Source organism: Methylotenera versatilis 79, from assembly GCF_000384375.1.
Lineage (GTDB): Bacteria > Pseudomonadota > Gammaproteobacteria > Burkholderiales > Methylophilaceae > Methylotenera_A > Methylotenera_A versatilis_B.
Map to the genome: position 1 here is coordinate 1520067 of NZ_ARVX01000001.1, position 17978 is coordinate 1538044.

17 protein-coding genes are annotated in these 17978 nt (G+C 41.5%); 9 read left to right on the forward strand and 8 right to left on the reverse strand.

From position 1 onward, the window contains the following. Positions 1-52: 52 nt before the first annotated feature. The gene (pilB, locus tag METVE_RS0107510; RefSeq protein ID WP_020167850.1) at positions 53-1771 is read right to left on the reverse strand and encodes a type IV-A pilus assembly ATPase PilB; all 1719 of its coding nucleotides are present in this window, start codon (positions 1769-1771) and stop codon (positions 53-55) included. Positions 1772-2157: 386 nt separating this feature from the next. Here pilB and METVE_RS0107515 point away from each other — a divergent pair, with 386 nt between their 5' ends. Beyond that, entirely contained in the window at positions 2158-2361 is a 204-nt protein-coding gene (locus tag METVE_RS0107515) for a cold-shock protein (RefSeq protein WP_020167851.1), read from the forward strand. Between the two features lie 172 nt (positions 2362-2533). On the opposite strand, the gene icd is transcribed toward METVE_RS0107515, so the two are convergent. Continuing rightward, positions 2534-3799, reverse strand: a complete 1266-nt coding sequence (gene icd, locus METVE_RS0107520; RefSeq protein ID WP_020167852.1) for an NADP-dependent isocitrate dehydrogenase — start codon at positions 3797-3799, stop codon at positions 2534-2536. 30 nt (positions 3800-3829) lie between these two features. Between icd and METVE_RS0107525 the strand changes: the two genes are divergently transcribed. The 5 genes from METVE_RS0107525 (at position 3830) to METVE_RS0107545 (ending at position 8408) form a co-directional block, all read left to right on the forward strand. Further along, complete coding sequence (locus METVE_RS0107525; protein ID WP_020167853.1) at positions 3830-4390, forward strand: pseudouridine synthase; 561 nt, start codon at positions 3830-3832, stop codon at positions 4388-4390. A 62-nt stretch (positions 4391-4452) separates the two neighbouring features. Continuing rightward, positions 4453-5163 carry a type 1 glutamine amidotransferase gene (locus METVE_RS0107530; protein WP_020167854.1) on the forward strand — a complete coding sequence of 237 codons (711 nt, stop codon included), beginning with the start codon at positions 4453-4455 and terminating at the stop codon, positions 5161-5163. Positions 5164-5320: 157 nt separating this feature from the next. Beyond that, positions 5321-6406, forward strand: a complete 1086-nt coding sequence (aroC, locus tag METVE_RS0107535; RefSeq protein ID WP_020167855.1) for a chorismate synthase — start codon at positions 5321-5323, stop codon at positions 6404-6406. A 119-nt stretch (positions 6407-6525) separates the two neighbouring features. Further along, on the forward strand, positions 6526-7695 hold the full coding sequence (locus tag METVE_RS0107540) for an MFS transporter (protein WP_020167856.1): 1170 nt from the start codon (positions 6526-6528) through the stop codon (positions 7693-7695). A 56-nt stretch (positions 7696-7751) separates the two neighbouring features. After that, a complete protein-coding gene (locus METVE_RS0107545) occupies positions 7752-8408 on the forward strand; it encodes a retropepsin-like aspartic protease family protein (RefSeq protein WP_020167857.1) in 657 nt (218 codons plus the stop codon). A gap of 77 nt (positions 8409-8485) precedes the next feature. On the opposite strand, the gene folE2 is transcribed toward METVE_RS0107545, so the two are convergent. The 5 genes from folE2 to METVE_RS0107570 all read right to left on the reverse strand — a co-directional run bounded on the left by folE2 (position 8486) and on the right by METVE_RS0107570 (position 13604). Further along, a complete protein-coding gene (gene folE2 / locus METVE_RS0107550) occupies positions 8486-9301 on the reverse strand; it encodes a GTP cyclohydrolase FolE2 (protein WP_020167858.1) in 816 nt (271 codons plus the stop codon). Between the two features lie 223 nt (positions 9302-9524). After that, the gene (dxs, locus tag METVE_RS0107555; RefSeq protein WP_020167859.1) at positions 9525-11435 is read right to left on the reverse strand and encodes a 1-deoxy-D-xylulose-5-phosphate synthase; all 1911 of its coding nucleotides are present in this window, start codon (positions 11433-11435) and stop codon (positions 9525-9527) included. 27 nt (positions 11436-11462) lie between these two features. Then, positions 11463-12422 (reverse strand): polyprenyl synthetase family protein, encoded by a 960-nt coding sequence (locus tag METVE_RS0107560; RefSeq protein ID WP_020167860.1) that lies wholly within the window; start codon positions 12420-12422, stop codon positions 11463-11465. A gap of 57 nt (positions 12423-12479) precedes the next feature. Next, positions 12480-12728, reverse strand: a complete 249-nt coding sequence (locus tag METVE_RS0107565; RefSeq protein WP_020167861.1) for an exodeoxyribonuclease VII small subunit — start codon at positions 12726-12728, stop codon at positions 12480-12482. A gap of 219 nt (positions 12729-12947) precedes the next feature. Continuing rightward, entirely contained in the window at positions 12948-13604 is a 657-nt protein-coding gene (locus METVE_RS0107570; RefSeq protein WP_020167862.1) for an alpha/beta hydrolase, read from the reverse strand. Positions 13605-13800: 196 nt separating this feature from the next. Between METVE_RS0107570 and METVE_RS12800 the strand changes: the two genes are divergently transcribed. From METVE_RS12800 to METVE_RS0107590, 3 genes are all read left to right on the forward strand, one after another. After that, positions 13801-13944: a hypothetical protein gene (locus METVE_RS12800; RefSeq protein WP_198290306.1), complete on the forward strand. Its 144-nt coding sequence runs from the start codon at positions 13801-13803 to the stop codon at positions 13942-13944. 232 nt (positions 13945-14176) lie between these two features. Continuing rightward, complete coding sequence (locus METVE_RS0107585) at positions 14177-14941, forward strand: MBL fold metallo-hydrolase (protein ID WP_026362062.1); 765 nt, start codon at positions 14177-14179, stop codon at positions 14939-14941. A gap of 33 nt (positions 14942-14974) precedes the next feature. Further along, the gene (locus METVE_RS0107590) at positions 14975-16063 is read left to right on the forward strand and encodes a rhodanese-like domain-containing protein (RefSeq protein ID WP_020167866.1); all 1089 of its coding nucleotides are present in this window, start codon (positions 14975-14977) and stop codon (positions 16061-16063) included. A 52-nt stretch (positions 16064-16115) separates the two neighbouring features. Here METVE_RS0107590 and METVE_RS0107595 read toward each other — a convergent pair whose 3' ends face one another. After that, the gene (locus METVE_RS0107595; RefSeq protein ID WP_232415434.1) at positions 16116-17915 is read right to left on the reverse strand and encodes a PglL family O-oligosaccharyltransferase; all 1800 of its coding nucleotides are present in this window, start codon (positions 17913-17915) and stop codon (positions 16116-16118) included. Positions 17916-17978 lie beyond the last annotated feature (63 nt).

Below are 17978 nucleotides of genomic sequence, written 5' to 3' on the forward strand. Positions count from 1 at the left end.
AAAAAATGATTTTATTGATCGTTTTATTGAATTAATTAATTCTTTTATATATTTATTCATTGGTACAAGCTTCAACTTCAGCTACTGAAGTTAATCCTTGCATCACTTTTAATATGCCAGAGCGGCGCAAATCATTGACACCTTCTAATCTGGCTTGATCTGCAATGTCATGCGCAGTGCCATGCTTCATGATGATACGACTAATCGCATCCGTCACCGGCATCACTTGATAGATGCCCACACGGCCTTTGTAGCCATCATTACACATTTCACAGCCACCTTCTTTTGGGGCGTAAAGTTGCCATTTTTCCTTGAAGTCTTCTTCAATAAAGCCAACATCTAGCAATGCTTCTTTTGGTACTTCAATCGGTACTTTACAGTTTTTGCATAAGCGACGCGCCAAACGCTGTGCGGTAATCAGCGATACTGCAGAGGCAATATTAAACGGCGCAACGCCCATATTTAATAGCCGTGTTAGTGTAGATGGCGCATCGTTCGTGTGTAAAGTGGAAAGCACCATGTGGCCAGTTGATGCCGCTTTAATGGCCATATCTGCCGTTTCCAAATCGCGAATCTCACCAATCATGATGATGTCAGGATCTTGCCGCAAGAAGGATTTAAGCGCGGCGGCAAAAGTTAAGCCTTGCTTATCATTCACGTTGACTTGGTTAATGCCAGCAAGTGGAATCTCACATGGGTCTTCAGCAGTGGCGATATTAACACTGGGGTTATTTAAGATATTTAAGCAGGTATATAGTGAAACCGTTTTACCTGAACCAGTAGGACCTGTCACCAAAACCAAGCCATAAGGCCGACTGACCGCGCTTAAAAGCTGCTCTTTTTGAATCGGTTCATAACCCAATGCCTCAATGCCAAGCGTGGCGCTGGACGGATCTAAAATACGCATCACGATTTTTTCACCATGAATCAATGGCAAAGTACTGACGCGAAAATCAATGGTACGCGTTTTAGATAGTACCAATTTCATGCGACCATCTTGCGGAATACGTTTTTCAGAAATATCCATGCTGGAAATGACTTTAATGCGGGAAGCCAGCTTATCTTTAATGGCTAAAGGCGGCTGCGTAATATCTTTTAAAATGCCGTCGACACGATAGCGTACGCGGTAAAATTTTTCGTACGGTTCAAAATGTAAATCCGATGCGCCCATATTAATCGCATCAATCAGCATTTTATTTAAGAATTTAACAACTGGCGCATCGTCTACTTCTTGCGTGTTTTCAGCTTCTTGCTCTAAATCTTCACCGCCCATGTCCAAATCAAAATCGCCATCCATATCCAGCGACTTCATGCTGGTATCTTTTGATTCGACGATTTTTTCTATCCAACGGCCTAATTTGTCATCTTCAACCACCACGGGTGATAACGTCATGCCCATTTGGAATTGCACACTGTCTAAAGAGTGCAGATTGGTTGGATCAGAGATGCCGACAAACAACACATTGTTGCGATTTTGCAGTGCAATCACACGATTGGTCTGCATCAGTTTTATATCAATCGATTTAACCGGTAAATAATCGGGGTTAAAAGCATCAATATTGAAATAAGGAAATCCAAATGCACGCGATGAAACTTCGGCAATTTTTTCGGCGGATATTTTTTTGCTGGCAATAATTTGAGTAATAAATGGCACACGTTGGGTATTCGCATGTGTTTGCGCTAAAGTGGCCTCTGTTTCAGAAAGCAACTTTTCTTGCACTAACATACGCGCCAAACCACTTAACTTGATTGTTGTTGCAGATGCTGCCATTAATTGTTACTCACTTGCGTTAAATTTTGAATTGAATATTTAATCTAGTTTTTAATTTGTACTATTTAAACTATTGTAGTTAAACAATATTTTAATGTCCACAATAATGCACTTTTACTTTTTTTTTGTAAAGTTAATGCATCGTAGATATACTTAATTTTTAGAGAAATTCAATCAATTTGCAACATATAAAGCCATTATTCAACATGGCACGTATGCATTATGCTTGACTTTTTACAATTTGTAACATATAAAGCGCGAAGGTGTTTGTATTCAGTTTGCATGCCTGCTGTAACTGTATTTATTACGAATACACGTTACTTTGGTATTTAATCTCAGTACAAGCTTTTTGGGGCGCCCCCCTTGTATTATGTAAGGATGTAGAAATGGCACTAGGTACCGTAAAATGGTTTAACGATTCTAAAGGCTTCGGCTTTATTACGCCAGATGATGGTGGTGACGATTTATTCGCGCACTTCTCGGCAATTGTTGATTCTGGCTATAAAAGTCTTAAAGAAAGCGAACGCGTGAGCTTCGATGTAACAGATGGACCAAAAGGTAAACAAGCTTCAAATATTCAAAAGGCTTAGTTTTAAACTAAGACTGTTTTAGATATTAAGAATATTTAGCGCTAAAGTTTAAATTGAAATGGCTCGCAAATCGCGAGCCATTTTTTTATTCTGACATCATTAAATAATCAATTTTGAGCTGATTTTATTGATGTAGAATTAGTGTTAACCTATTTTTTGCATCAATATTCGCTTACATATGCGCAATGATTTCATCGCCAAATTCAGCGCTGCCCACTTGTGTTGCATCTTCCATTTGGCTTGAAAAATCACCAGTCACGCGTTTAGCTTGAATGGCTTTTCCTACGCCTTCCAATATCAAATCAGCCGCTTCTGTCCAACCCATATGGCGCAGCATCATTTCTGCTGACAATATGAGTGAGCTAGGATTCGCTAGATTTTTACCTGCGATTTTAGGCGCTGTGCCATGTGTTGCTTCAAACATCGCAACGGTATCACTTAAATTTGCACCTGGCGCAATGCCAATACCGCCGACTTGCGCCGCCAATGCGTCACTCATGTAATCGCCATTTAAATTCGTTGCAGTAACTACATCGTATTCGCTTGGGTGCAATAAAATCTCTTGCAAGAAAGCGTCGGCGATACAGTCTTTAATCACGATGCCATTAGGTAATTTTAACCATGGGCCGCCATCAATTTCTACTGCGCCGAATTCTTGTTTAGCTAATTCGTAACCCCAATCTCTGAAACCGCCTTCAGTAAATTTCATGATGTTACCTTTGTGGGTAATGGTTACTGATTTGCGATTATTATCAATAGCGTATTGAATCGCTTTACGAATCAATCGTTTGCTGCCGTCAATTGAAACAGGTTTAATACCTATAGCGGAGTTTTCTGGGAAGCGAATTTTTTTACGCATACCCATATCACTTAAAAATTGAATGACTTTTGCAACCTCATCAGAACCTGCAGCCCACTCAATACCCGCATAAATATCTTCAGTATTTTCGCGGAAAATCACCATATCGGTTTTTTCAGGATGTTTAACCGGGCTAGGTACGCCAGTGAAATATTGCACTGGGCGCAAGCAAACGTATAAATCCAGTTCTTGGCGCAAAGTCACATTGAGTGAGCGAATACCGCCGCCCACAGGTGTCGTTAGCGGACCTTTAATTGAAATCACATAGTCACGCACAGTTTGCAAGGTTTCTGCTGGCAACCAATTATCTTTGCCTTCTTTATCTTTACTGTAAGTTTTAACGGCTTTTTCGCCTGCATAAACTTCCATCCAAGCAATTTTTCGTGTGCCTTTGTAAGCCTTATTTACTGCGGCATCTACTACTTTTTGCATTGGCGGCGTGATGTCTACACCTATACCATCACCCTCAATAAATGGGATAATAGGATTGTTGGGCACGTTAAGTGAGTTATCGGCATTTACCGTGATTTTATCGCCCGCAGGAACGATTATTTTTGAGTCAACTATTTTTGAAGCCATGAAATTTCCTAATTTAAGATAACTCTACGCATGCTTATATTATTTAATAAGCCATTTAACGTGGTATGCCAATTTAGTCCACATGAATTACCTGATGGAAAAGCGGGTCATCCCACGTTAAAAGACTTCATCGATATTCCCAAAGTGTACGCTGCTGGGCGATTAGATACCGATTCTGAAGGTTTACTTATTTTAACCGATGATGGCGCATTACAACACCAATTAAGTCATCCAAAACACAAAGAAATCAAAACTTATTGGGCACAAGTGGAAGGTTTGCCACAAGAATCTGACCTGCAAACACTCAGATTAGGTATCGATTTGGGTGATTTTGTGACAAAACCAGCTGACATACGCCTGATTGAAGAGCCAGATAATTTATGGTCACGGAATCCTCCCATCCGTGAGCGCAAAGCGATTCCAACAAGTTGGCTAGAAATTAAAATATCTGAAGGCAAAAATCGCCAAGTGCGCCGTATGACAGCAAAAATGGGTTTTCCAACGTTGCGATTAATTCGTTATGCAATAGGAAAATATACAATTGAAGATATAGAAATTGGCCAATTTAAAGTGTTAAGTAGCAGTGATTAACGCATTCTGATTTAAATATTAAGTGCATGAAAGTTAAGTATTAAGTACTTGAAAGAAATTTTATGAAACCAATCATTATTTTTCAATTTATTGCGCACGAAGGGCCTGGTTATCTGGCCGAATTTTTAGACACGCAAGCCATTGAATGGCAATTAGTTAAAGTGAATGAGGGTGATTCATTGCCAGCATCCATATTGGCTTACAGTGGCGTGGTATTGATGGGCGGCCCGATGAGCGTAAACGATGATTTACCTTGGATTCCTCCGCTTCTCGATTTAATCCGCGAGGCGGATAAAAGTGCGATGCCATTGCTCGGGCATTGTTTAGGTGGGCAGCTAATCAGCAAGGCTTTAGGCGCAATAGTTAGCAAAAATCCTGTAAAAGAAATTGGTTGGGGCGAAGTGACGGTTATTGCGAGTGATGAGGCAAAACAATGGTTTGGCGAGATTGAAAGCTTTAATAGTTTTCATTGGCATGGCGAAACGTTTAGTTTGCCACAAGGCGCTACACACTTACTTTCCAGCCCATATTGCACAAATCAGGCGTATGCGATTGGCCAGCATTTGGCACTGCAGTGCCATATTGAGATGACAGCTGAAATGGTGCAAAAATGGTGTGATGAAGGCGTGGATGAGTTGGCTGAAGCGCAATCTAGCCCAGCCGTGCAGCAAGCTGACGTCATGCTGCAGAATGTGCCTTTACATTGTTTCTTTCTAAATAAAGTGGCAAATCAGTTGTACACGCAATGGATTAAAGGTTTGCAGCTAAATTAGTCTTAAAACGGTGTTAACTTGTGTTTAAAAATTAAATGCTAATAGAAGGCGAATCAATAAGGGTGAATAGAACGAATGTGGCTGTTTATTGGCGCTGTTAGTAGACATAGTTAAACATGTTAAAATAATCGTTACATTCAATTTAGATGAATTCATTATGTCTGGCAACACATTTGGCACTCTTTTTACCTTAACTAGCTTTGGCGAATCGCATGGCGCGGCGATTGGCGGCGTGGTCGATGGCTGTCCGCCCGGCTTAAGTTTGTGCGCAGAAGATTTACAATTAGATTTGGACCGTCGCAAGCCGGGTACTTCGCGTCACGTGACGCAACGCCAAGAAGCCGATGCAGTAGAAATATTATCTGGTGTATTTGAAGGTAAAACTACTGGCGCGCCAATTGGTTTATTGATTCGCAATACCGATCAGCGCAGTCAAGATTACAGCAAAATCATGGATACTTTCCGTCCAGGGCATGCCGATTATACCTACAGCCAAAAATACGGCGTACGCGATTATCGTGGTGGTGGACGTAGCAGCGCACGTGAAACTGCTGTGCGCGTGGCGGCTGGCGCGATTGCAAAAAAATGGTTATCCGAACGTTTTGGTGTAACGGTGCGCGGCTATATGAGTCAAATGGGCGAAATCGATATTCCATTTGAAAGTTGGGATGGCGTGAATGACAATCCATTCTTTTCGCCTAACCAGAATATTTTGCCTACTTTAGAAGCCTATTTAGACAAAATTCGCGCAGAACGCGATTCAGTCGGCGCGCGCATTACAGTAGTCGCAGAAGGTGTGCCAGTCGGATGGGGCGAGCCGGTATTTGACCGATTAGATGCGGATATCGCACACGCGATGATGAGTATTAACGCGGTAAAAGGCATCGAAATTGGCGCGGGTTTTGAATCAATCAGCCAGCGCGGCAGCGTGCACAGCGATGAAATGACGCCGCAAGGTTTTGTGACCAATCATGCCGGTGGAGTTTTAGGCGGTATTTCGACAGGCCAAGAGATTCGCGTCAGCATTGCGCTAAAACCGACTTCCAGCATTCCACAAGAGCGTCGTTCTATTGATAAAAATGGCAATGCAGTCACTATGCAAACCACAGGTCGCCATGATCCATGCGTGGGCGTACGCGCGACACCGATTGCCGAAGCAATGCTGGCGCTTGTTTTGATGGATCATGCGCTGCGTCATCGCGCACAAAATGCGGATGTGGTTTCATCTGTGCCCAAAATTTAGTGAACCCGAAATTTAATAAGTTCAGCAATGAATGAATCTGAAATTTAAGTTCGTATTCATTCATTGTTGAGTTTCACTCCTCACTTAAATAATCATTAGATTAACGACTGGACTGAGATTTGAGCCGCGCATTACACGTTAATCTTTCCCGTTTCTACTTCATTTACTATTTCTTCGTGGGCGCATTTGTGCCTTATTGGGGCTTGTATTTGCAGTCAGAACAATTCTCAGCGGCTGATATTGGCATCCTAATGTCACTGTTTCAAATCAGTCGTATCTTTGCTCCTAATTTTTGGGGGTGGCTGGCAGACCACACCGGCAAACGCGTGACCTGGATAAAGCTCACTGCATTTTTAGGCTTATGCGGTTTCGTAGCAGTATTTTGGGCGCATAGTTTTTTCTGGTTATTTTTCGTGATGGCATCGCTGAGTTTGTTTACCAGCTCCACTTTGCCGCTTTCTGAGTCGTTAACTTTAGCGCATTTGGCGACCACAAATGGACATTACAGTCGCATTCGCATGTGGGGTTCGCTGGGTTTTATTGTCGCGGCGGTGATATTGGGATTTTTAATTGACACTTACGGCATTAAAAGTTTGTTGTGGTTTTTGTTAAGCGTGCAAATCACTTTATTTTTGCTCACATTTAGATTGCCCGAAGCGATTATCAAACCGCATGCGCACGATAACTTTTCTATCTGGCAGATTATCAAACAACCGCCTGTGATCGCTTTATTGGTCGGTTGCTCCATGATGGTGACTGCGCACGGTGTTCTGTACAATTTTTATTCTATTTACTTGGCAGAACATGGTTATAGCAAAGGCATGATTGGGTTGCTGTGGGCAGTGGGCGTGGTGTTTGAGATTATGATTTTTATGCTGATGCCGAAATTAATGCAGCGTTTTAGCTTAAAAAACATTCTGCTCACCAGCCTTGTGTTGGCAGTAATCCGATTCAGCCTGATAGGCGTTGCTGTAGATAACTTGGCATTACTATTGATTGCACAAAGCTTGCATGCGGCCACTTTCGGTAGCTTTCATGCGGCATCGGTCGAGGTGATTACCCAGTTTTTTAATGGGCGACATCAAGCAAAAGGCCAAGCACTTTATAACAGCGTCGCCTATGGTGTGGGCGGCACGATTGGCGGACTTGCTGGCGGTTATGCACTGCAATTTCTGGGCGGTGAGAATACGTTCTTATTAGCGGCGATGTTTCCGCTGGCGGGCTTTATCGTGATAGCATTGGGATTGAAACTAGCGCAAACGCATGCACGTGCGGGCATGTTTGGATAGAAAACTAAGGAAATATAATGGTTAACTTAACTGTATTGATATCGCCTATATTGAGAATGAAAGCGTTACTAGTTTTAACTCCAGCTATCTTTTTTATAAGCGCCTTCTGTACAAGTGTATTCGCCAATACACAAGTCAACGTAGTTGGTCTGTTCAGCAATAAAGCTGTTGTGACGATAAACGGCGGAACGCCACAAAGCTTAAGCGCAGGCCAAACTAAAAGTGGAGTTAAGTTGATTTCTGCAGACAGCGAATCAGCTACTTTTATGATTGAAGGCAAACGCCAAGTGCTTAAAATGGGTCAAGCGGCATCTGTTGCCGCAAGTGGCGGATCAGAAGTCAATTCGCCAGTGAGTTTGTATGCCGATAGTAACGGGCATTTTTATGGCAATTTGAATATTAACGGCGCATCGCTTAAGTATGTGGTCGATACGGGTGCAACTTCTGTTGCCATGAATAGTGGCGATGCGAAATTCGCTAAAATCGATTACGAAAAAGGTGAGAAAGTCATGCTTTCTACTGCCAATGGCGAGGTAGGCGCATATTTGGTTAAATTGAATACCTTAAAAATTGGCACAATTGTGTTAAATAATGTCGATGCAGTCATACATGAAGGCGGTTCGCCACCTTATGTTTTATTGGGAATGTCCGCGTTGAATCGCGTGGAAATGAAACGTGATAATTCGATTATGACTTTAACTAAAAAATATTAAGATAAACCATTCAAATAAGAAAACGGGCTTAATTGCCCGTTTTTTTATTTACTGCTACTTAATTGAAGTTTTAAAGTCTATTTATTGCGTTTGTCATTTTCAATCAACGCATACGCACTGTGATTATGGATACTCTCAAAATTTTCGGACTCCACAGTATATTTATCAATACGTTTTTCGTTGTTTAATTGTGTGGCAACATCGCGCACCATATCCTCAACAAATTTCGGATTATCATAAGCGCGCTCAGTCACATACTTTTCATCTGGACGTTTAAGTAAGCCGTATAACTCGCATGAGGCTTGTTTTTCGACCATGCTGATAATATCTTCTATCCAAATAAAATCGTTCACCAGCGCAGTTACCGTCACATGGCTACGTTGATTATGCGCGCCGTAATCGGATATTTTTTTGCTGCAAGGGCAAAGGCTGGTGACTGGCACTAATACTTTGACCGTGATATCAAACTGACCATCTTTGATTTCGCCAATAAATGTCACATCGTAATCCAGCAAACTTTTTACACCAGAAACTGGCGCAGCTTTGTTTACAAAATATGGAAAGCGCATTTCCACATAGCCAGAATTCGCTTCAAGCCGTTTCACCATTTCGCGCAGAATACTTTCAAACGATTCCACTGAAATCGCGCGTTCGTTGGTGTTTAAAATCTCCACAAAGCGCGACATGTGCGTGCCTTTGAAGTTATGCGGCAGATGCACATACATATCAAAAACAGCAACAGTACTTTGCTCGCCGCCAGTTTTATCTTTCACAACAACTGGGTGACGAATGGATTTAATGCCCACTTTGTTGATATCTAAGTGGCGCGCATCAGGCATGTTTTGCGTGTCTTCGATGATGGTGCCAGCAACGTCTGGTAAAGGTAAATTCATTGTAATGTGGTCACTCCATATTGGCGCAAATGTTAGATTCAACTGAGTGTTAATGTCAAAAAGTTAACGTAAAAATTAGGTTAACTTAATGCCTCATATTGAGCGTAAATTTAACATTAAGTTTACTCGCTTACGCAAATGAGTAAACTATTTTAATTCATTTAGTATATGGCTGATATTGAGATGAAAACAATTAAATCAATAGCCTTAATGCATCTAAGGCTTAATTACTATGATTTAAATTGATGTGATTTAGTTTCAGTTGGATTGCACTAACAATGCCAGTTGCATCCAAGCCACATTGTGCCAGCATGGCTTCATGTACGCCATGTTCAATAAACGTATCTGGCAAGCCCAAAGACAGTGTTGGATTATACAAATGCATGGTTTGCATCGCTTCTAATACTGCTGCGCCTGCGCCACCCATCAATGCATTTTCTTCTATTGTCACAATCAAATCATGTGTGTTGGCTAATTGTTGAATTAACGCAGTATCCAGTGGTTTTACAAAGCGCATATTGGCAACAGTTGCATCCAATATATCTGCGGCCTGTAAGCTAGCAGTTAACATACTGCCGAAGCTTAAAATGGCGACTTTTTGATGAGGTTTAACAGCCGATTTGGCATTAGATTGTTTAATAGTAGATTCACGCACAATCTCAGCTTTACCAATCGGTAAAGTACTCAATGCGTTATCTATAGTTGTGCTAGGCCCTGCGCCGCGCGGGTAGCGCACAGCGGCTACGCCATTATATTGATAGCCTGTGGTGAGCATTTGGCGACATTCATTTTCATTACTTGGCGCCATAATGACAATATTGGGAATACAGCGTAAAAAGCTTAAATCAAACGTACCTGCATGTGTTGGGCCATCTGCCCCAACCAAGCCAGCGCGATCAATCGCAAGCAATACGTTTAGATCTTGGATGGCAATGTCGTGAATCAGCTGATCATAAGCGCGTTGCAAAAATGTGCTGTAAATCGCCACCACAGGTTTTAGTCCATCACAAGCCAAGCCTGCGGCAAAAGTCAGCGCATGCTGTTCTGCAATACCTACATCAAAATATCGTTTTGGATATTTTTCCGCGAAAGCATTTAGCCCGCTACCATCACACATCGCTGGCGTAATGGCGACTAATTTGCTATCTGTGTCTGCCATATCCACTAACCAATCCGCAAAAACTTGCGTATAGGTTTTTGATTGCGATGTACTAGCAGAAATGCCATTGCAAGGGTCAAACTTACTCACGCCATGATATTTGTTTGGGTTGTCTTCCGCAGGCTCAAAACCTTTGCCTTTTTGCGTCACAACATGCAAAAACTGCATGCCTTTAAGTTCGCGAATGTTGGCAAGTGTATCAAGCAACACTGGCAAATCATGGCCATCAATCGGGCCAATGTAATTAAAACCAAATTCTTCAAATAGCGTGCCTGGCGTTACCATGCCTTTAGCGTGTTCTTCGGCACGTTTGGCGAATTCTTTTACTGGCGGCGGCATCACACCTAATACTTTTTTGCCGCCTTTGCGCACATTATCGTAAAACCGACCCGATAATAATCGCGCTAAATAGTTGTTTAAGGCGCCCACATTGTTGGAAATGCTCATGTCGTTATCGTTAAGAATAACCAACAAATTGGCATCTATATCGCCAGCGTTGTTCAGCGCTTCAAACGCCATGCCCGCTGTCATCGCGCCATCACCAATAATCGCCACGCTACGGCGATCTAATCCCGCTTGCCTAGCCGCGATTGCCATGCCTAGAGCCGCAGAAATAGAAGTGCTGGAGTGGCCAGTACCAAAAGTATCGTAAGGGCTTTCGCTGCGGCGTGGAAAGCCAGCAATGCCATTTGGCTTACGCAAACTCGCCATCGCTTCACGGCGGCCAGTGAGTATTTTATGCGGATATGTTTGATGACCGACATCCCAAACTAAGCGATCATCTGGTGTGTTAAAGACATAATGCAGCGCAATCGTCAGTTCTACCACGCCCAAATTAGAAGCTAAATGGCCGCCTGTTTTGGCAACGCTTTCTACTAAAAACGTGCGTAATTCAGCTGCTAAAATAGCTAATTCATCGCGTTTTAGTTTGCGTAAATCTTCTGGCGATTGAATAGAATCTAAGAGATTAGACATAGTTAATTTGGTAAAAACGAACAGTAGTTAAAAACTACGATGAGTAATAAAAGTCGCTAGTTGCCTTAATAAATCAGCCTCGCGACCATAATAAGACAATGCAGCCATGGCATTTGCGTGTAATTCACTGGCCAATTGTTTGGCGGCAGATAAGCCTAAAATCGTCACGTAAGTCGATTTATTATGTTGTGCATCTTTACCCGCTGTTTTGCCCAAAGTTTGCGTGTCTGCTTCGGCATCTAAAATATCATCGACCACTTGAAAGGCTAAACCAATCGCTTTGGCAAAATGGTCAATCGCTTTTAATTTATCTTCATCTTCTTCAGTGCTGCTGTAAGCGCCTAATAAAGCTGCAGCGCGAATCAGTGCGCCGGTTTTATGAATGTGCATTTGCTCTAACTCTTCGCGTGTTAGCGGAATACCGATACTTTCCAAATCAATCGCTTGCCCGCCCGCCATACCGCGTGAGCCGCTGGCTAATGCCAATAGATGCAACATTTGCAGTTTTTGCGTGGCATTTTCTAGTAATTTATTTTGTGAGATCAATTGAAAAGCCAAACTTTGTAATGCATCGCCAACTAACAATGCAATCGCATCGCCATATTTTTTGTGCGTGGACAATTTGCCGCGGCGTAATTCATCATCATCCATGCATGGCATATCGTCATGCACTAATGAAAACGCGTGAATTAATTCGACAGATGCGGCTGGTAAATCGATAGTGGCTAATTTTGCACCACAGAATTCGCCCGCAGCGTAAGCCAGGAGTGCACGCACGCGTTTTCCGCCACCTAAAACTGAGTAACGCATCGCTTCATGCAATGTTGTTGGCAATGTTTCCGCAGATGGCATGTGTGTGTCTAACACGTTTTCCATGCGTGCTTGGTGATTAGCCGCCCAAACTTCAAAAGACTCTTTTTGAGGCTGATTCTGTATATCCAAATCCTTAAGATTTGAATCTTTTAACTCGGAGTTTAGTTCGGTCATGATAATTTTGGGCCGCCTTGCTGATTATGCTGCTGTATATGAATGTTCATGGATTCATCAGTCATCATTAGGCTGAAATGTGCTTAATTTTTGCGCGTCAGTTAATAGGCGCACTTGTTGCTCAACATTATTTAACGATTGTTGGCAGATTTGCAATAATTCGGCACCGCGTTTATACGCGTTAAAAGAATCATCCAGCGCTAAATTACCCAATTCCATTTGATTCACAATCGTCTCAAGCTCAACAACTGCTTGTTCAAAGCTGATGTCGGTTTTAGGTGCGCTTGTGGATTTTGATGGTTTCATTTTTAATTATAATCATTGGTTGAATCTGAACTTTACAATCCAAAACTTTGCAGTTCAAAGTTTTTTGTCACTTTAAAGCCGTAGAAATGGCGGATTAAACGATGATTCTATTGTGCTAGATTCGATAATATCGATTTTAACAAAACTAATGATTGTTGCGGAATTAAAAACGCAATTTGACGATTATTATTCAAGTTAACCTGTTAATTAGCTTAAAAATTAGACTTTTAAAACCGTTAACAAAAATTGCTTAATATCCTCAATCTCTTGCGCGCAAACAGAATGTTCCATGGCGTATTCGTGCCAATCTACGGCGTAATCTTCAGCTAGTAATAAGCTTAAGGAAACCTGGCAGGTTTCTAACGTAATCACTGCATCGTCGCGACCATGCGCCATGAAAATTGGTGTTTGTTGATTTGCTTCAGTTTTTTCTGCGGCTAAATTAGCTCTTAAAGGTAAATAAGTCGATAGCGCCAATACACCAGCCAGCGGCTGTGTATAACGTAGCGCAGTATGCAAGGCAATTGCGCCACCTTGTGAAAAACCTGCCAATACGATACGGTTTGCAGGTATGCCGCGACTGATTTCCTGCGCAATCAGTTGTTCAATTTGTAATTGGCTTTCGCCAATACCAATATCATCTTCACGACTAATGGGCGTTAAGCCATAAACATCATACCAAGCGCGCATTTCATAACCGTTATTGCGCGTGATATTTCGGTAGGGCGCGTGCGGCAAAATAAAGCGCACATGCGGCAAATTGAGCATTTTAACGACCGGCACAAAATCATTGCCATCCGCGCCTAAGCCATGCATCCAAATCACGCTGGCATTAATCGGTTCACTTGTTGCTATTTCTATTGGTTGTTCAGTCATTTTAATTTTTCATTACTTTTGGGGTTAGTTTTAGTGTTAATTATGATGCTAATTTAAGGGTTAATTATCTGCTTTATCCACTCGGCAAAATATGGCATTTTCAACATTTGTTAATGATAATAAATCGCCTGTTCAGGCTACATTTTATCCGCTATGCTAGTGCTTACAAAAGGGTTTATAAAGGCCATAAAATAATATGACGCTGCGCTGGCAATTACGGTACCGCGTGCTTGGAGTTTTCATTGGCAAGGTTATTGCTGTAGTTTACTTTGCCAATGCTGAATCCACTGAAAGCAATCTTGATTTCTGCGGGTGTATTGTTGGCAGTGGTATTGATTAACTTGGTGGACGAGAGCCGTGAGATGATGGTTTAAACCCAACGCAGTTAACCCAAATAATGAATGATTTTTTGACACCTTTGACGCAAATCATACATAACAATCGCGGCTCAATTGATAAATATAGAAGCGGCGATTATGGTTTTTGGGGCGCACCGCTGAAATAAGTCATTTTGAATGTGATACTTGAATTTAAACCTTAAAAAAGACGTATTGATCTTTAAAGATAAACTTATGCAAATGAAAATATTAGGATGTAGCGGCGGAATCGGTGGCGATATGCGCACGACTTCGCTGTTAGTAGATGATGATGTGTTGATCGATGCTGGCACTGGCGTGGGCGATTTGTCGCTTGAGGCACTGTTAAAAATCGACCATATTTTTGTCACACATACGCACTTAGACCATATCGTATCGATTCCATTATTGCTGGATACTGTGATGGGGTTGCGAGCTGAACCGATTACCGTGCACGCCACATTAGAGGTGATTAACACTCTAAAACAGCACATTTTTAATTGGCTTATTTGGCCCAATTTTAATTTGATTCCTGATCCCGCCTCGCCTTTTTTACGTTATCACGAAATTTTTGTGGGCGATGGTATTCAAATTAATAGTAAAACCATTACTGCAATGCCAGCGAATCACGTAATTCCCGCAGTTGGTTATCAGGTTGATAACGGTATGAATAGTCTGGTTTTTACGGGCGATACCGCTGGGAGTGCAGATTTTTGGTATGCTGTTAATCAAATTGAAAACTTAAAAGTGTTGATTATAGAAACCGCATTTAGCAATGCAGAGGCGGAATTAGCTAGACTTTCAAAACATTTATGCCCTGCAACTTTAGAGATAGAATTGGCGCATTTACAAAGCCAGCCAGCGGTTTATATTACACATCTTAAACCCGGTGAAGATGCCACGATTATGCAAGAAATCGCTGCCAATCCTAAAACGCAGCACTGTAAAGCCTTGTTACATCAGCAGGTATTTGATTTATAAGCTATTTAATTAAGATTATTTGATTTAAACCATATGACGCAAACTGATCATCAGCAAACTAACCAATCTGCTATTAGCAAAACTGCATTAGTCCGTTTCGAACCAATCGCAAGATTATCGCCTAACCGTTTAGATGAATTGGCTCCGCTTTGTATCATCGAGCAAGTGAGTAAAGATTTAGATCCCACGCGCATGAATGCCAGCACACAAGCCTTATATTTGTTGAAAGGTGATTTGGGCATTCGGTATGAAAATGGCAATAAATTAATTCTGCGCGCCGGCACCGATGCTGCTAAACATCCGCTAGATACAGAGCGTTTGAAAATCAAAGATACCATCGCATTAACACCAATAGACATAGTTCGTATTGATTTAGATTTGCTGGACATTATGATGACGTGGGATCAACTATCTGGTTATCCGCCCGCGCAAGCTAAATCTAAACCAAACACCACACAAAATAATTGGCAACTAGATGCCGCCAGTTTCCATGCGTTTAAAGTGCACAATGGTGTATTTAACAGGCTGCCACCCGCTAATATCGAGGCCATGTTCAAACGCATGACAGCCGTGGATGTCGTTGCAGGGCAAACCATTATCACTCAAGGGCAAGACGGTGATTATTACTATTTGATTCAGCAAGGCACAGCAGAGGTAAGCCGCATTACCGATATTAGCCAGCCGCCCTTGGTGCTGGCAGAGATTTCAACAGGCGCAGGTTTTGGTGAAGAAGCATTGGCGTCTGATACTAAACGCAACGCAACCGTCACTATGAAAACCAGCGGGCAATTACTGCGGTTAAATAAAGTAGATTTTATAGAGCTATTAAAAGCGCCGATTGTGAATAGCATCAGCAAACAGGACGCTGAAGAAAAAGTGCTTAACCAAGGCGCGATATGGATAGACGTGCGTTTTGCCTCTGAATATAAACATGAACATATCGAAGGCTCTATCAACGCTCCATTACACGAACTGCGCAGCTTTGCAGCGAACTTAGATAAAACAAAACATTACATCGTTTACTGCCAAACTGGCCGTCGCAGTAGCGCTGCGGCTTTTATATTGGCGCAATATGAGCTGCAAGTGGAAGTTTTAGAGGGCGGTACGCGTAGTAGTCCGTGATGGAATAAAAATTACATTTATTCTGTGATTTTATTTAATTTAGTTGTATGTCCTATTTTGTTGCACGAGCTACTTGCGTTTCAGCATATAAATTTAGGTACTCTGGCCTATATTTCAATGAGGGATTTTCTAAAAAACTTTTAAACGTATTTGGGTACGCTATTAACGTGCGATTCAATTGTTTTACAGCGTCTTCATGCCGACCTTTTAGTTCTAATAACAAAGCATGCTGATAGGCGATTGTTCTTATAGGTCTAAAACTCACCACGGATTGGTTTAGCAAAAACTGTTCATCAATCAGCTTGGGGTCAATAATCATTGACCTAGCATGCATAAGTTCGCTGTAAGGTGATAATAATGAATATTTCTGTACCCAGTTAAGTTGCACTAAATCGTTTACATTCTCGTATGCGAATTTTTGAATCCAACTTTCCAGTTTAATGTTGGAAATCAATAATGTAGTTATGTTAATTGCGCCTAATATCCATACTATTATCAAGCCAATGCGTGAAAACTTGATCACACATTTTGGAATGTTTATGGAGATGAATTTTTCATCTCCCGCGCCTAATAAAACAGCTGCAATTCCTAGAAAAAATGTAAACCATAATGGGTATTCAAGCATGCTATGAATACTAAGAATGGCTAGCAAGCTGATTAGCCACCATGTTTCTAAGTTTAAATCACGCCATTTAAAAGCCTTAGCCCAGCTGAATAATCCAGCAAAAACGATTAAAAAAGCAAAAATTCCCATTTCTGCCAACAACTGCATAAATAAATTATGTGCATGCTCAAAAATCCGTTTTGATGCCATTACTGTAGGTGCATCAATCAACAAAAACGTATTTGAAATAAGTTTTCCTGCACCAACTCCTAACCAAGGCGATTGCAAAAAAATACGCAGACTGTCGTACCAAAATTGCAAACGTGCCGAAGCAGAATCTGCGGCTAGACCATCAAATAAACGTTCTGTAGGTAAGTTAATGTATTCATTTGGTATTACAAAATAAATAAAAAGTTGAACAACAACGAAAATAGGTAGTAACAATATACCTGCTCGCCATGCGCTGCGCGTACTTTCTGACTCCTTATTTTGTTTGATAGTGCAGCGATGCATGACCGCGATTAAAAAAGTGAGAGCAATTAAATATAACCAAGCGCTACGCGATCCTGAAAATGACAGCATTATCATAAATAGCACAAGTATTAAACTAAAAAAACTGAATGAAAAGCACCTTTTTGCATATAGGTAAATTAATGATGTTATCGCTAATGCACAAAAATCCGCAAAATGATTGGTTTGTGATAGGGCGCCAAAACTAGATAAATTGGGTAAAAATGCAACCACTCCTCCAGTGCGTACCACAAACTGCAAGACTACTATACCTATATTAATGATGCCAGCAACGACCAAACCCCATGCTAGCGTGGTTGCCATATTTTCCAAGCCCAGCTTATTTCGCAAATAACTACTAAGCACTATCAGCAAAAATGCCCAAATAAAATATGAAAGTACAGTCAATGTATATTGGCTCGAGTGCAACATACCTAGTGCCCATTGCACGCATAAAATTGCGCCAAGTCCTAGAAAAATAAGTGAAATTCGTGGAATTCGTAGGGGTGATTGTATTGATGTCGTTTGGCCAAACGACTGTTGAGGTGCACTCCAAGCTGTTGAGCATAATAGCGGAAAGAGTGCTATCAAGCCCAGTGCGCCAGCTATCCATTCTGTGTAAAACGACGTCATTGGCTGTGCATGGAGCATGTTAACAAACGGAAGAGAAAACATGAGACCAATAAAAATCAGGCTGAAGTGACATGCATCAATGGAACCAAAAAACCGTTTTGACATAAAGTGAGAAACTCCGCTTAGCAAAAATCTTGATACAAAATCCTTGATTAAAGGTGTGTAGTT

Bases quoted from the DNA above. Each gene is read 5' to 3' on its own strand.
- icd (WP_020167852.1), bottom strand. From the start codon at position 3,799: ATGGCTTCAAAAATAGTTGACTCAAAAATAATCGTTCCTGCGGGCGAT.
- METVE_RS0107565 (WP_020167861.1), bottom strand. From the start codon at position 12,728: ATGAAACCATCAAAATCCACAAGCGCACCTAAAACCGACATCAGCTTT.
- METVE_RS0107530 (WP_020167854.1), top strand. From the start codon at position 4,453: ATGAAACCAATCATTATTTTTCAATTTATTGCGCACGAAGGGCCTGGT.
- pilB (WP_020167850.1), bottom strand. From the start codon at position 1,771: ATGGCAGCATCTGCAACAACAATCAAGTTAAGTGGTTTGGCGCGTATG.
- METVE_RS0107560 (WP_020167860.1), bottom strand. From the start codon at position 12,422: ATGACCGAACTAAACTCCGAGTTAAAAGATTCAAATCTTAAGGATTTG.
- METVE_RS0107515 (WP_020167851.1), top strand. From the start codon at position 2,158: ATGGCACTAGGTACCGTAAAATGGTTTAACGATTCTAAAGGCTTCGGC.
- METVE_RS0107585 (WP_026362062.1), top strand. From the start codon at position 14,177: ATGCAAATGAAAATATTAGGATGTAGCGGCGGAATCGGTGGCGATATG.
- METVE_RS0107525 (WP_020167853.1), top strand. From the start codon at position 3,830: ATGCTTATATTATTTAATAAGCCATTTAACGTGGTATGCCAATTTAGT.
- METVE_RS0107570 (WP_020167862.1), bottom strand. From the start codon at position 13,604: ATGACTGAACAACCAATAGAAATAGCAACAAGTGAACCGATTAATGCC.
- folE2 (WP_020167858.1), bottom strand. From the start codon at position 9,301: ATGAATTTACCTTTACCAGACGTTGCTGGCACCATCATCGAAGACACG.
- dxs (WP_020167859.1), bottom strand. From the start codon at position 11,435: ATGTCTAATCTCTTAGATTCTATTCAATCGCCAGAAGATTTACGCAAA.
- METVE_RS0107595 (WP_232415434.1), bottom strand. From the start codon at position 17,915: ATGTCAAAACGGTTTTTTGGTTCCATTGATGCATGTCACTTCAGCCTG.
- METVE_RS12800 (WP_198290306.1), top strand. From the start codon at position 13,801: ATGACGCTGCGCTGGCAATTACGGTACCGCGTGCTTGGAGTTTTCATT.
- METVE_RS0107590 (WP_020167866.1), top strand. From the start codon at position 14,975: ATGACGCAAACTGATCATCAGCAAACTAACCAATCTGCTATTAGCAAA.
- METVE_RS0107545 (WP_020167857.1), top strand. From the start codon at position 7,752: ATGAAAGCGTTACTAGTTTTAACTCCAGCTATCTTTTTTATAAGCGCC.
- aroC (WP_020167855.1), top strand. From the start codon at position 5,321: ATGTCTGGCAACACATTTGGCACTCTTTTTACCTTAACTAGCTTTGGC.